The sequence below is a fragment of the Pseudothioclava arenosa genome, assembly GCF_002358085.1.
GTDB classification, from domain to species: Bacteria; Pseudomonadota; Alphaproteobacteria; order Rhodobacterales; family Rhodobacteraceae; genus Pseudothioclava; species Pseudothioclava arenosa.
Genome location: NZ_NTJD01000002.1, coordinates 162,723 through 176,863 on the forward strand (window position 1 = coordinate 162,723; position 14,141 = coordinate 176,863).

Annotated in this window: 13 protein-coding genes; 5 read left to right on the plus strand and 8 right to left on the minus strand. The window is 63.3% G+C overall.

The genetic code is table 11. The features are described 5' to 3' along the window. Window positions 1–10: 10 nt before the first annotated feature. The 4 genes from CLN94_RS03100 (at window position 11) to CLN94_RS03115 (ending at window position 3,516) form a co-directional block, all read left to right on the plus strand. Window positions 11–1,144 carry a cytochrome-c peroxidase gene (locus CLN94_RS03100; RefSeq protein WP_096431458.1) on the plus strand — a complete coding sequence of 378 codons (1,134 nt, stop codon included), beginning with the start codon at window positions 11–13 and terminating at the stop codon, window positions 1,142–1,144. Window positions 1,145–1,226: 82 nt separating this feature from the next. Next, window positions 1,227–2,519 carry a lipoprotein-releasing ABC transporter permease subunit gene (locus tag CLN94_RS03105; protein ID WP_096431026.1) on the plus strand — a complete coding sequence of 431 codons (1,293 nt, stop codon included), beginning with the start codon at window positions 1,227–1,229 and terminating at the stop codon, window positions 2,517–2,519. Beyond that, entirely contained in the window at window positions 2,512–3,189 is a 678-nt protein-coding gene (locus tag CLN94_RS03110) for an ABC transporter ATP-binding protein (protein ID WP_096431028.1), read from the plus strand. The genes CLN94_RS03105 and CLN94_RS03110 overlap by 8 nt, the downstream gene beginning before the upstream one ends. Window positions 3,190–3,192: 3 nt before the next feature. Then, complete coding sequence (locus CLN94_RS03115; protein ID WP_096431030.1) at window positions 3,193–3,516, plus strand: arsenate reductase family protein; 324 nt, start codon at window positions 3,193–3,195, stop codon at window positions 3,514–3,516. Between the two features lie 59 nt (window positions 3,517–3,575). On the opposite strand, the gene CLN94_RS03120 is transcribed toward CLN94_RS03115, so the two are convergent. The 5 genes from CLN94_RS03120 to phaC form a co-directional block, all read right to left on the minus strand. Further along, window positions 3,576–3,782 (minus strand): cold-shock protein, encoded by a 207-nt coding sequence (locus CLN94_RS03120; protein ID WP_096431032.1) that lies wholly within the window; start codon window positions 3,780–3,782, stop codon window positions 3,576–3,578. A 256-nt stretch (window positions 3,783–4,038) separates the two neighbouring features. Further along, window positions 4,039–5,985, minus strand: a complete 1,947-nt coding sequence (gene thrS, locus CLN94_RS03125; RefSeq protein WP_096431034.1) for a threonine--tRNA ligase — start codon at window positions 5,983–5,985, stop codon at window positions 4,039–4,041. A 149-nt stretch (window positions 5,986–6,134) separates the two neighbouring features. Continuing rightward, on the minus strand, window positions 6,135–6,692 hold the full coding sequence (gene phaR, locus CLN94_RS03130) for a polyhydroxyalkanoate synthesis repressor PhaR (RefSeq protein ID WP_096431036.1): 558 nt from the start codon (window positions 6,690–6,692) through the stop codon (window positions 6,135–6,137). 212 nt (window positions 6,693–6,904) lie between these two features. Beyond that, window positions 6,905–7,354 (minus strand): Phasin, encoded by a 450-nt coding sequence (locus CLN94_RS03135; protein WP_096431038.1) that lies wholly within the window; start codon window positions 7,352–7,354, stop codon window positions 6,905–6,907. 252 nt (window positions 7,355–7,606) lie between these two features. Continuing rightward, entirely contained in the window at window positions 7,607–9,403 is a 1,797-nt protein-coding gene (gene phaC / locus CLN94_RS03140; RefSeq protein WP_096431040.1) for a class I poly(R)-hydroxyalkanoic acid synthase, read from the minus strand. Between the two features lie 122 nt (window positions 9,404–9,525). Between phaC and phaZ the strand changes: the two genes are divergently transcribed. Then, the gene (gene phaZ / locus CLN94_RS03145) at window positions 9,526–10,848 is read left to right on the plus strand and encodes a polyhydroxyalkanoate depolymerase (RefSeq protein WP_096431042.1); all 1,323 of its coding nucleotides are present in this window, start codon (window positions 9,526–9,528) and stop codon (window positions 10,846–10,848) included. 51 nt (window positions 10,849–10,899) lie between these two features. On the opposite strand, the gene CLN94_RS03150 is transcribed toward phaZ, so the two are convergent. The 3 genes from CLN94_RS03150 to CLN94_RS03160 form a co-directional block, all read right to left on the minus strand. Beyond that, entirely contained in the window at window positions 10,900–11,604 is a 705-nt protein-coding gene (locus CLN94_RS03150; RefSeq protein WP_096431044.1) for an alpha/beta fold hydrolase, read from the minus strand. Window positions 11,605–11,702: 98 nt separating this feature from the next. After that, window positions 11,703–12,452, minus strand: a complete 750-nt coding sequence (locus CLN94_RS03155; RefSeq protein WP_096431046.1) for an alpha/beta hydrolase — start codon at window positions 12,450–12,452, stop codon at window positions 11,703–11,705. A 193-nt stretch (window positions 12,453–12,645) separates the two neighbouring features. After that, window positions 12,646–14,013, minus strand: a complete 1,368-nt coding sequence (locus tag CLN94_RS03160) for an aminotransferase (RefSeq protein ID WP_096431048.1) — start codon at window positions 14,011–14,013, stop codon at window positions 12,646–12,648. Window positions 14,014–14,141 lie beyond the last annotated feature (128 nt).

Here is a 14,141-nt window from a genome sequence, read left to right on the forward strand (position 1 = left end):
TCATGCCGAAATGCACAAGCAAATTCATGGCGATGCGCCGGGCCGGACAGCCGCCGACGCGCCGCCTCCGGGCCGGCTCGAAGACTGGGGTGCGCTCCTGTTCATGGATGCGAACCTGTCGCGCAATCGCACGCAAAGCTGCGCCACCTGCCACGATCCAAACCACGCTTTCACCGACCCGCGCGAGACCGAGGCCGGGCAGGCCGTGTCGCTTGGCGATGATGGCGAGTCGCTGGGCGATCGCAACACGCCCACGGCGGCCTATGCGCGTTTCGCCCCGGCCTTCGGGCGCAACGCCAAGGGCAAATGGCATGGTGGTCAGTTTCATGATGGTCGCGCCGCTGATCTGGCCGAGCAGGCGGGCGGTCCGCCCCTGAACCCGGTCGAGATGGGCATGCCTTCGGTCGAGGCGGTGGTTGAGCGGCTGAACGCTTCGGCCTCGCATCGCGCCGCGCTTCGCCACTTTGCCAGCATCGACGATCCGATGGCCGATCCACAGGCCAGCTATGACGCGATCACCCGCGCCATCGCCGCGTTTGAGCGCACCAAGGTCTTTGCGCCCTTCGATTCCAAATACGACCGCTTCCTGCGCGGCGAGGCGCAGCTGAGCGATCAGGAGGAGCTGGGGCGGCTCCTGTTCTTCTCGCCGCAATTTACAAATTGCAACATTTGCCACCAGTTGCAGGCCAGTCCCACGGCGGAAGAAGAGACATTTTCGAACTACGAGTATCATAACGTCGGAACCCCGGCGAACCCGGTGGCGCGCGCCGTAAACGGAACGAAGCCCGGCCATATCGACCGTGGCCTGCTCGATCATCCGGCGATTGACGACCCCGCGCAGGCGGGCAAGTTCAAGGTGCCGACGCTGCGCAATGTCGCCGTTACCGGCCCTTACATGCATAATGGCGTGTTCAAGGACCTGCGCACGGTGATCCTGTTCTACAACAAGTTCAACTCGACCCGCCCTGAGCGTCAGATCAACCCCGAAACCGGCGCGCCCTTTGCCGCGCCCGAGGTTGCCGAGAATATCTCGATCGAAGAGCTCGAAACCGGACCGGCGCTGGATGACAAGCGTATCGACGCGCTTGTGGCGTTCCTCAGGACGCTCACGGATGCGCGTTACGAACACCTGCTCGAAGAGTGATCCAACGCGAAGGTGAAGCCCTGCGGGCTTGACCTTTCGGGCGGCAACGTCCAGCGTTCGCCGAAATTTTGGACGATCCCGAATGGCCAGCCGCACCGCCCCGTTTTCCCCTTTCGAGTTCCTGATCGCCTGGCGTTACCTGCGCGCGCGTCGCGCCGAAGGGGGCGTCAGCGTGATGACCTGGATCTCGCTGATCGGCATTACGCTGGGCGTCGCCGCGCTGATCGCGACGCTTGCCGTGCGCGCCGGGTTCCGCGCCGAATTCGTCGATACGATCCTCGGCTCCAACGCCCATGTCACCGTCTATTCGGCGCCGATGGAAGTGGTCGAGGGGTCGGGCGTCTATTCGAGCCTGATGCGCGACTATCAGGTCCGCGCCGAGCGGGTCGCCGCAATCCCCGGTGTGACCCGCGCCGCGCCCCTGATCCGGGGGCAGGTGATGGCGACCAAGGACGGGCGCTCGAACGTGGCCGAGGTGTATGGGATTTCGGCGGCCGATCTGCAGACGATCCCGCGCGTCGCCAACCCCGAGACGGCGTTGGGCAGCATTGAGCAGTTCGGCGAGGGCATCGCCATCGGCTCGGGGCTTGCGCGCGAGCTGGGCGTGGGGCTGGGCGACAAGCTGAAGCTCATCTCCCCCGAGGGTGCCAAGACCGCCTTCGGCACCAGCCCGCGGGTTTCGGCCTACACGGTCACCTATATCTTTACCGCCGGGCGCTGGGATATCGACCGCACCCGCATCTATATGCCCTTCGCCGAGGCGCAGAGCTATTTCAACCGCGAGGCGGGCGCCGATGAGATCGAGGTGATGGTCGAGGACCCTGAGCATCTCGAACCGCTGGCCGTGCCGCTGATGCGCGCGGGCGGCGACGGCACGCTGTTGTGGAGCTGGCAGGATAGCTCGTCCTCCTTCCTGCGCGCGCTCGACATTGAGGATAACGTGATGTTCGTGATCCTCTCGATCCTCGTGCTGATCGCGGCGATGAACATCACCTCGGGGCTGATCATGCTGGTCAAGAACAAGGGGCGCGACATTGGCATCCTGCGCACGATGGGCCTGACCGAAGGCTCGGTGATGCGTGTGTTCTTCCTGTGCGGCGCGTTCACCGGGGTGATCGGCACGATCGCGGGGGTGACGCTGGGCTGCCTGTTTGCGATCTATATCGACCAGGTGATGAGCTTCGTGAACTGGCTCAACGGAGGTGGCGTTTGGGATCCTTCGATCCGCGGCATCTATGAGCTGCCCGCCAAGCTGCAGGGCGCGGATGTGGCCAAGGCGGTGATCCTGTCGCTGGGGCTGTCCTTCGTGGTCACCATTTTCCCGGCCCGGCGGGCGGCGCGGCTCAACCCGGTGGAGGCGCTGCGTTATGAGTGACGTTTTGCTCTTGGAGAAGTTGGAAAAGTCCTACAATTGGGGCAAGCCCAACGCGATTTCTGTTCTGAAAGGCGTGAATTTGTCAATTCCGCGCGGGCAGGTCGTGGCGCTGGTGGCGCCCTCGGGAGCCGGGAAATCGACGCTTCTGCATATCGCGGGGCTTCTGGATACGCCCGATTCCGGCCGTGTCGTGGTGAACGGGGTTGACCTTAGTGGCGCCTCGGATCGCCGCCGGACCGAGGCGCGGCGGGCCGAGCTGGGCTTTGTCTATCAGTTCCACCACCTGCTGCCGGAATTCACCGCGCTCGAAAACATCGTGCTGCCGCAACTGGCAAATGGCACGGGGCGCGCGGCGGCGGAAACGAGGGCGCGGGCGCTTCTGGATCAGGTCGGGCTCTCGGCGCGCCACGATCACCGCCCCTCGGCGCTGTCGGGCGGGGAGCAGCAGCGCGTGGCTTTCTGTCGGGCGCTGGCCAATGCGCCCAAGCTTTTGCTGGCGGACGAGCCCACCGGCAACCTTGATCCGGGCACATCCGAGACGGTCTTTGCCACGCTGATGGGGCTGGTGCGTGAGACCGGGCTCTCGGCGCTGATCGCGACGCATAACCTTGAGCTTGCCGCCAAGATGGACCGCGTCGTGCGGCTCGACGGCGGGCATCTGACGGAGTAGGCGATGATCGTTTATGGCATCAAGACCTGCGACACCGTGAAAAAGGCGCTTAAGGCGTTGGACGCTGCGGGGCGCGCGCCCGTGCTGCGCGATGTCCGGGCCGAGCCCCTGACGCCGGATGAGATCGCGCGCTTCGAGGCGGCGTTCGGCGATGCGCTGATCAACCGTTCCTCGACGACCTGGCGCGGGCTGTCCGAAGATGACCGCGCGGCCCCCATTGCCGCTCTGCTCACCGCACATCCGACGCTGATGAAGCGCCCCGTGATCGAAGAGGGCGAGACCCGCACGCTGGGCTGGAAGCCGGACGCACAGGCGGTCTGGCTCTAACGCAAACGGCCCGCCACCGGCGGGCCGCAGCCGGGGCAGGGCCCCGGAATGAGCGAGGCTCAGAGCAGCTTCAGATCGCCTGCCGACGAGCGGCCATCGCGGCCGGAGATCAGCTCGTAGCTGATCTTCTGATTGTCCTGCAGGCCTTTCAGCCCCGCGCGTTCGACGGCGGAAATATGGACGAAGATGTCCTTGCCACCATCATCGGGGGCGATGAAGCCGTAGCCTTTGGTGGTGTTGAACCATTTGACGGTGCCAGTGGCCATACCGTGTCTCCTCTCAAGCATCCCTCGGCGAAATTGCCGTTGGGCCGTGCAGCCAAATCTTTCGGGTCTTCCGGCTGCCAGTCTTGACGAAGGAAGGCGGTAGGAAAGTCTGCGGTCACGCAAGGGCAAGCCTGCCACAGCCCTTGCGAAAATCAATTGAAATTACGGTGACAACCGTTCGATGGCCGCAAAACACAGCGAAAAAGCCGCGCGGAACGGCCCGCGCGGCTTATTTTCATGCGAAGTGACGTGTGGATCAGCGCTGGTCGGGCGGGGTCGCCTCGGCGGCAAGCTGGGCAACCAGCGCCTCGATCGGGGCGGTCTCGGTGCGGTTTTCGCCCAGCCGGCGAACCGAAACCGTGCGTTCCTCGACCTCGCGCATGCCGACAGCCAGAATCACCGGCACCTTGCCGAGGCTGTGCTCGCGGACCTTGTAGTTGATCTTTTCGTTGCGCGTATCGGCCTCGGCGCGGAGCCCCGCCTTGCGCAGCAACTCGGTTACTTCGAGCACGTAATCGTCGGCATCCGAGACGATCGAGGCGACCACGATCTGGCGCGGCGCGAGCCAGAACGGGAGTTTCCCGGCGTGGCTTTCGATCAGGATGCCGATGAAGCGTTCGAACGAACCCAGCACCGCGCGGTGCAGCATCACCGGGCGGTGACGCTCGCCGTCGGAGCCGATGTAATCGGCGTCGAGCCGCTCGGGCAGCACGAAATCGACCTGCAGCGTGCCGCATTGCCAGTCGCGCCCGATCGCGTCGGTCAGCACGAATTCCAGCTTCGGCCCGTAGAAGGCGCCTTCGCCGGGGTTGATCGCGTAATCGTAGCCCGCCGCCTTGGTGGCATTGGCCAGCGCCGCTTCGGCCTTGTCCCAGACCTCGTCCGAGCCCGCGCGCTTGTCGGGGCGGTCCGAGAATTTGACCTTGAAGCTCTCAAAGCCCAGATCGGTGTAGATCGCGCTGAGGAACTCGATGAAGCGCTTGGTCTCGGCCTCGATCTGCTCTTCGGTGCAGAAGATATGCGCGTCATCCTGCGTGAAGCCGCGCACGCGCATGATCCCGTGCAGCGCGCCCGAGGGCTCGTAGCGGTTGCACGAGCCGAACTCGGCCATGCGCAGGGGCAGGTCGCGGTAGGATTTCAGGCCCTGATTGAACACCTGCACGTGGCAGGGGCAGTTCATCGGCTTGAGCGCGTTGAGGGTCTTTTCCTTGGCATGTTCTTCCTCGACTTCGACGATGAACATGTTCTCCTGGTATTTCTCCCAGTGCCCCGAGGCTTCCCAGAGCTTGCGGTTCACCACCTGCGGCGTGTTCACCTCGACATAGCCGCCGCGGTCCTGCTGGCGGCGCATGTAATCTTGCAGCGTGGTGTAGATCTTCCAGCCGTTCGGGTGCCAGAACACCTGGCCCGGCGCTTCTTCCTGCATGTGGAACAGGTCCATCTCGCGGCCGAGGCGGCGGTGGTCGCGCTTGGCGGCCTCTTCGAGCATGGTCAGATGCGCCTGCAGGTCCTGACGCGACTTGAAGGCCACGCCGTAGATGCGTTGCAGCATCGGGCGGGTGTTGTCGCCAAGGAAATAGGCGCCCGCGACATGGGTCAGCTTGAAGGCATCGGCGGGCACCTGGCCGGTGTGCAGCAGGTGCGGGCCGCGGCACAGATCCTGCCAGCCGCCGTGCCAGTACATGCGGATGTCCTCGCCCGCCGGAATGCGGTTCACCAGCTCGACCTTGTAGGGCTCGTTCGTGGCTTCGTAATGGGCCAGCGCGCGGGCACGATCCCAGACCTCGGTCTTCACCGGCTCGCGGGCGTTGATGATCTCGCGCATGCGCTTTTCGATCACGCCCAGATCTTCAGGGGTGAAGGGCTCGGCGCGGTCGAAATCGTAGAACCAGCCCTTGTCGCGGACCGGCCCGATGGTGACCTTGACGTCGGGCCAGAGCTCTTGCACGGCGCGCGCCATGATATGAGCGAGGTCGTGGCGGATCAGCTCTAGCGCGGGTTCGTCATCGGCCATGGTGTTGATGGCGATCTGCGCATCCCCCGGGATCGGCCATTGCAGGTCCCAATGCGCGCCGTTCACCTGCGCCGAGATGGCCTTTTTCGCCAGCGATTTCGAGATGCTCTCGGCCACTTCGGCGGGCGTGGTGCCGGCCGGATAGTCGCGCGAATTGCCATCGGGGAAGGTGAGTGAGATCTGGGACATGGCAGTCCTCCTCGTCGGTTTGGCGCCCACGGAACGCCCGGTTGCGGGTTATGTCGGGGATGCTTTTGCGCCCCGTGGCCCGCTCTGTCAACGGCCCAAACGACAACGCGCGCCACTTGGGCGCGCGCTGCGACATTATGCAGACGGGATCAGAGCTTGGAGAGCTTGGATTGCAGCTCGGCGAGCTGTTTCTTGATCGAGGCGAGGTCTTCCTTGCTGGTGTCGCTCTCCTCGGTCTCCATCTCGGGGCCGCTCGAACCGGCGGCGCCCCAGCCCTTCATCATCTGCGCCAGAAACGCCTGTTGCTGGCGTTGCAGCGCGTCGAAGCCGGGCATCGAAGCCATTGGGTTCGGCATGTGTGACAGGTTCTCCATCAGCTGCGACTGACCTTCGCGCAGCATCTGGAACGAGGCCGCGAGGAATTGCGGCACCACCGATTGCGCCGACGTCGTATAGGAGCGCACGAGATCGGTCAGCACATCGACCGGCAGCACATTCTCGCCCCGGCTTTCATGCTCCGCGACGATCTGCAGCAGGTATTGACGCGTCAGGTCATCGCCGGTCTTCAGGTCGATGATCTGCACCTCGCGGTCTTCGCGGACGAATTTCGCGATGTCCTCCAGCGTCACGTAATCACTGGTTTCGGTGTTGTAGAGACGGCGCGAAGCGTATCGCTTGATCAGCAAGGGCTTTTCATCTGCGGCCATTCCATCCTCCCAAAGGGTTTTTCTGTGTTTGCAAAGAGTTTGATGCGGCGCGGCGGCAAAAGCAACATTCTTTATGCAGTGGGCCCGGCGCGCGAAATAAAGAAAGGCGGGCCGAAGCCCGCCTTCAGATCAGTCATGGCCGGGAGGAAACTGGCCACGACGGGAGGAAAATCTCAGGGGCGCGGAGGGGAGGTATTCCGCGCCAGCCTGGATTATTTCGCGGCGGTGGTCGCCTTTTTTGCCGCAGCGGTCGCCTCGGCGGTCGCTTTTTTCACGGCTTCAGCGGCTTCTTCCGAAGCTTCTTTGCCAGCAGCCAGCATCAGCTCGACGGTTTCCATCTGCACTTTTTTCGCGATTTCGGCGAAAGCGGCGAGGTTTTCAGCAGCCATTTCAGCCGAGGCCGAAGCGAAATCGCTCAGAGCTTTGGCGTAGTCGGCCGGCTCTTCTTTGGTTTTCGCCAGGGTGCCCATTTTCGAGAGGGTCGATTTCGCCCATTTCGACGACAGGTCGGTCGATTTCTCGGCGGCGTCGAGGGCCACTTTCGACAGTTTCTCGGCGACGGCGGCTTGCGACTTGAAGCCGTCCTGGAATTTCGCGGTGTCAACCGGGAAAGCCGACATCATGTCTTGGAAGATCTTGGTGTAGTCTTGGGTCTTGGTCATGGTTTTTCTCCGAACAGGGGGGCCCGAGGGAGGTTTGCGCGGGGCCCAGTCGCGCTCTGGATGAATCAGATATACGCGCTGCAATGCAGCAAATCAAGGGGCTTTTTGCTGCGTCGCAGAATTTTCACAAAAGACTTCCCTAACGTAAGAGATTTCTGGAATGCTAATAAATAAAGGCGCAGAACGTGTCCTGCGCCCTTCAATTTGCGAAATGCTGCGGTGCAGCAATTTGGGGCGACCTATGCGCTCACGTCAGATCTTAACGTTCTCAATAACATAGGTACCGGGGGCGGGTGCAAGCACAGGGTGATCGGCATCGCCCGGTTCACGTGCCGGGACCTTGCGGCCCGAGCGCTTCGCCAGCCATTCGCCCCAGCGCGGCCACCAGCTGCCCTCATGATACTCCGCCTCGGCCTTCCATTCGTTGGGGCTCTTGATCGGGGCTTCCGAAGTGTAGTGGCCATATTTCTTCTTGCTGGGCGGGTTGACGATTCCCGCGATATGGCCCGACTCGGAGAGCACGAAGGTCTTGTCAGTCGATCCCATCTTGGCCACGCCGTTGAACGAGGCGACCCAGGGCGCGATGTGATCGGTCTCGCAGGCGATCGCCATCAGCGGCACTTTGACGTCGGCGACGCTCAGCTTCTCGCCCATCAGCTCGTAAGTGTCGCTGGCAAAGCGGTCGGACTGGCACAGCCCGCGCAGGTATTCGACAGCCATGCGGCCGGGCAGGTTGGTCGAGTCGCCGTTCCAGTAGAGCAGATCGAAGGCCGGCGGCGCCTCGCCCATCATGTAAGAGCGGATCGCCGGCTGATAGATCAGGTCGTTCGAGCGCAGGAACGAGAAGGTGCGCGACATGAAATACGAACTGAGAATGCCATCCGACTTGATCTGCGCCTCGATCCCGTCGACGAAATCGTCCTGCAGGAAGGTGGTGAACTCGCCCTGATCCGAGAAATCGGTGAGCGTGGTGAAGAAGGTGGCCGATTTGATCGACTTGTCCTTACGCTTGTTCATCAGCGCCAGCGTCAGACTCAGCGTGGTGCCCGCGATGCAATAGCCCACCGCGTTGACCTGCTTTTCGCCGGTGATCTTCTTCACCTCTTCGACCGCCTCCAGATAGCCTTCCTCGACGAAGGTATCCATGCCGACGTCCGCATAGCTCGGGTCCGGGTTTTTCCACGACAGTACGAACAGCGTGAAACCCTGATCGACGATCCATTTGATCAGCGAGTTGGCGGGTTTCAGGTCGAGGATGTAGAAGCGGTTGATCCAGGGCGGGAAGATCAGCAGCGGCGTGCGGTAGACCTGCTCGGTCGTCGGCTTGTACTGGATCAGTTCGAACATGCGGTTGCGATAGACCACCGAGCCCTCGGTGGCGCCGATATTCTCGCCCACGGTGAAAGCGTTCTTGTCGGCCAGCGTGACCAGCAGGTTACCCTTGTTGTCCTCGAGGTCGCGCACGAGGTTTTCCAACCCCTTCACGAGGCTCGCGCCCTCGGTCTCGACGGCGCGTTCGAGCGCATCGGGGTTGGTGGGCAGGAAATTCGTGGGCGCCATCAGGTCGATGATCTGGCGGGTGAAATACTCGACGCGGCGACGGTTCTTGTCGTCAAGCCCCTCGAGGTTGTCGAGCGAATCCTCAAGCGCCTTGGCCGAGCTGAGGTATTGCTGCTTGATGAAGTGGAAATAGGGGTGGGTGTCCCACAGCGGGTTTTTGAAGCGCGGATCCTTGCGCGCGCCGGGCTCTGCCGAAGGCTTGGGCATCCCGCCCTTGGCGAGCGCCTCGCTGGCCTCGATGTAATGCTTGACCGCATCCGCCCAGTAGTTCACCTGCGCCTCGAGAATCTTCGAGGGCCGTTCGGAAAATTCCTTTATAAAAGCCGCCGAGGCGCTCAGGTAAAGGTCCAGTCCGGGCCCGTCGAGCGTTGGCGCGTGGGGGCGTTTTTGCGAAACGGCCTGCACGAGTCTCTGGGTAAGGGCCTCGATCTTCTTGAGGTTTTCCTGCATCTGTCCTGAGAGCTCGGTGCCGGTTTCTTCTTCAGTCATGTTCTCCCCAGTTGTCATCGTGACAATTCCTCCCTATCCTGCAAGGAACTTAATGCCGTTTTTTGGGGAGCGTAAAGCGGCGTTTGCAGGGAATTTGGCCGAATGTAGGAGTTGCCCACGCCATGAAGGGTATGATGCGCTATGACCTGATGGAGACCATCAGGAACACGAACGAATGGATGGGCGCCAGCGCCCGTGCGATGGCTTCCTACCCGGTATGGGGTCTCGTTCCGCATCCGATGTTCAAGCTGATGTCGGCCTGGGGCCGCGTGACCGAGCGCAGCTTTGCGCGCATGGTCATCAAGCCCGACTGGGGGATCCGCTCCATCCCCTGCGAAGACGGCCGCGATCACCTTGTCAACATCGAGACCGTGATCGACAAGCCGTTTGGCTCGCTGATCCATTTCAACGTCTCGGGCCGCGAGCCGATGAAGCGCCGCATCCTCTTGGTGGCGCCGATGTCGGGCCATTACGCGACGCTTTTGCGCTCGACCGTGGCCTCGCTGCTGCCCGACGCCGATGTCTACGTGACCGACTGGCATAACGCGCGTGATATCCCCGTCTCCGAAGGCAAGTTCGATATCGAAGACTACACGCTCTATCTTGTCGAATTCATGAAACACCTCGGGCCGGACATCAACGTGATCGCGGTCTGCCAGCCGGCGCCGCTGACGCTGGCCGCGACCGCCTATCTTGCCGAGGAAGAGCCCGCCGCGCAGCCGCGTACGCTGACGCTCATCGGTGGCCCGATCGACCCCGACGCCGCCGCCACCGAAGTGACCGACTTCGGCCGTCGCGTGACGATGGGCCAGCTTGAACACATGGTGATCCAGCGCGTGGGCTTCAAATACAAGGGCGCGGGCCGCATGGTCTATCCGGGCCTGATGCAGCTTGCTTCGTTCATCTCGATGAACATGGACAAGCACTCGGCCGCCTTCCAGGAAAAAATCGTGAACGAGTCGAAGGGCACTGGCTCGGAACATGACCACCACAACCGCTTCTACGACGAATACCTCGCGGTGATGGACATGACCGCCGAGTTCTACCTCTCGACCGTCGAGCGCGTGTTCAAGGGCCTCGAAATTGCCCAGAACAAGTTTAGCATCAACGGCAAGGCGGTCGATATCGGCAAGATCACCAATGTCGCCGTCAAGACCGTCGAAGGCTCGAACGACGACATCTCGGCGCCGGGTCAATGCGTTGCCGCGCTGCGTCTGTGCACCGGCCTGCCGGAGTCGAAAAAAGCCCAGCACCTCGAACCGGGCGCGGGCCATTACGGCATCTTCGCGGGCTCGAGCTGGCGCAACAACATCCGCCCGCTCGTGCTCGATTTCATCGACGAGCATGCGAATGACAAGCCGCTGAAAGCCGAGCCCAAGGCCGAAGCCCCCGCCGAAGCCCCGAAGGCGGACGCCAAGGTCACCCCGCTGAAATCGGTCAGCTAAGGCCTTGCAGCATCGAAGAAAATGATCGGCGCGCCCTCGTGGCGCGCCGTTTCATTTCAGCAGGAAGGGCGCGGCCAGCCAGTCGCGCAGCGCCATCGTCACCTTTTCCGGCTGCTCGAGCGGGCTCAGATGCCCCGCGCTCAGGATCAGCCGGAAATCCGCATGCGGCATCAGCTCGGCCAAAAATTCATGGCGACGCGGCGGGCAGATCTTGTCGAATTCGCCTGCGATCAGCATCGCGCGCACCTTGGTCGAGCGCAGCGCGCGTTGCTGGTCGGGCCGACGCATCAGCGCGCGCGACTGCATCGCGAACGTGTCGACACCCAGATCCTGCGCCATTTGCAACATCATCGCCTGCGCCTCGGTCGAATCCGGCGGAAAGTTTTCGGGCGGGATCTCGTCGAGCATCACCTCGTCCAGCCGCCCCGCGCGTGCCCGCGCGATCCGCTGCTCGCGCAAACCCGCCATCTGCGGTGTCTCGGAACTGGGCGACACGTCGATCAGAGCGATCTGCGCGACCCGCTCGGGCGCGCGGCGCAGGATATCCATCGCCACCAGCCCGCCCAGCCAATGCCCGACAAGGGCAAATCTCGGCGGCGCCTCGGTCAGAACCTGCGCCGCCATCTCCTCGATCGTGGCACCGCGCAGCCGCGCGACGATGACCGACCGCTCGGCCGAAAACTCAAGCATCTGATGCCAGAACAGGCGGGCATCGCACATGAAGCCGGGCAGAAAGACCAGCGGATCGGGGGACATGGCTCGTACCTCTTGGGGCACCTTGGGGTGCTTCGTGTTGGTTCCAGTCTGCCCGAGTTCGACCCGCGTTCAACCCCTTTTCGCGCCCGCCCGCTCGTTCAGGCGGAGGCCCGCGCGGTCACCTCGTCAATCGCCGCCTCGATCAGCGCAAGGCAATCGGGCGTGGAAAACGAATGATCCGCGCCTTTCACCAGCGTCAGCCGCATGTCGTCGCCCTCGGCATGGCCCAGAAGCCGCGTCGCGGTCTCGAGGCTCACCGCCTCGTCGGCTGTGCCCTGCAGGAAGCGGGCCGGGAAGGGCAGGGCGAGCGGGCTGCGCAACACCAGCCGGTTGCGTCCCTCGTTGATCAGCCGGCGCGTGACCAGATAGGGCTCGCCATAGCCGGAGGGCAGCGCGATCTGGCCCTGTTCTTCCAGCAAGCGCTTCTGCTCGGGGCTGAACCCGGCCCAGAAACTGTCCTCGGTGAAATCGGGCGCGGCGGCGATGGTGACAAGCCCCGCGAAACGCTCGGGGAGGTGGCGCGCGAGCAAAAGCGCGATCCAGCCTCCCATCGACGAGCCCACGATCACCTGCGGCCCGGTCGTCAGCGCGGCGATCGCATCGCGCGCATCCTCGAACCAGTCGCCGATCGCACCCTCTTCGAAGGCCCCGTCGGAGGCGCCATGCCCCGAATAGTCGAAGCGCAGGAACGCGCGGCCTTGCGCGCGTGCCCAAGCCTCAAGCGCCAGCGCCTTGGCGCCCTCCATGTCGGATTTGTAGCCGCCGCAGAACACGATGCCCGGCCCCGTGCCGGGGGTGCGGTTATAGGCGATGCGGCGCCCCTCGGGAGTGGTGAGAAATTCGGTCATGCGGGCCTCCTTTGCACCAGACTATCCGGGCGGCGGGTCAGGCTCAACCGACGGAGCGGGGGCGCTGCCCCCGGACTGCGCGGGCGCAGTCTCCCCCGGGATATTTGAGGCAAAATGAAAGGGCTTTCATCGAGCCCGAAATACTCCGGGGGTGAATTTGCCGTCAGGCAAAGAGGGGGCAGCGCCCCCTTTCTCAGGCGACCTCGGCAAAGACCTTCTTCAGCGCGGCTTCGAGTTTTTCGAACATCTCGTCCATCTGCGGCTCAGTCAGGATGAAGGGCGGGCAGAGCACGATCGACTGGCCGAGCGGGCGGCAGATCAGCCCCAGATCGGTACAGGTATTGGCGATGCGTTCCGAGACCGAGAGCGAGCCGTCGAAGGGCGTTTTCGTCGCCTTGTCCTTCACCGCTTCCAGCGCCCACATGAAGCCCACGCCGCGCAGCTCGCCGATATTCGGGTTCTTGGCGATCTCGGCAAGGCCCGCTTCCAGCCGCGGGCTGAGGCGGTTCACATTGTCGGCGAGGCCTTCGTTCATCACCACGTCGATCGCCTTCAGCGCGATCGCACAGCCGACCGGGTGGCCCGAGGCGGTGAAGCCGTGCGGGAATTCCTCGATCGCCTCGGAGGCGGCCTGCACGCGGTCCGCGAGCTCGGGGCCGAGGATCACCGCGCCCATCGGGAAGAAGCCCGCAGTCATGTTTTTCGACGAGATGATGGCGTCGGGCATGAAGTCATAGGTCTGGCTGCCCCAGGTGTTGCCGGTGCGCCCGAAACCGCAGATCACCTCGTCGGCGATCAGGGGGATGCCGTATTTCTTCAGGATCGGGGCCACCGCCTGGAAATAGCCCTTGGAGGGCGGAATGACCCCGCCTGCGCCCATCACCGGCTCGGCGAAGAAGCCCGCGATCGTGTCGGGGCCTTCCTTGATGATCGTTGCCTCCAGCTCGGCGGCAAGGCGGGCCGTGAACTGTTCTTCGGTTTCGCCGGCCTGCCCGAAGCGCCAGTAATGCGGGCAGCCCAGATGGATGAAGCCCGGCAGCGGCAGCCCGAACACCGAGTTATAGGGCTTGCCCGTCATCGAGGCCGAGACCGCCGTCACCCCGTGATAGCCGTTCCAGCGCGTCAGGATTTTGCGGCGCTGCGGCTTGCCTTCGGCGCCGTGCAGGAACCACAGAATCTTGACCATCGTGTCATTCGCCTCGGACCCCGAGTTGGTATAGAACACCCGGCCACGCTCGAAGGGCGAGACCTCGACGAGCTTTTCGCTCAGAAGCACCGTCTGGTCCGACATCCGCCCGAAAAAGGCGTGATAGCCCGGAAAGCGCGCGTATTGCTTTTGCGCGGCCTCGATCAGGCCAGGGTGGTCGAACCCCGCGACCATGTTCCACAGCCCCGAGTTCGCATCAAGATAGCGCCGGCCATGGGTGTCGAAGATATAGGGCCCCTCGCCATGCGTCAGCACGACGGTCCCGCGTTCATGAACCGACGGCAGGTCGGTAAAGCCGTAGAGCGAGAATTCCTCGGCTTTTGCTTCCCAGCTGTTGGCGGCAGTTTCACGCATGATGAGCTCCTGAGTTCAGATCAGGCCACAGGCTATCCGGCCTATTGGCGGCGTCAATGGGCTGCGTGGGGGAAGGCGGCGAGATCAAAGGTTGAAAAAACAGGCACCATGCGGGTTGGGAGTCTCTT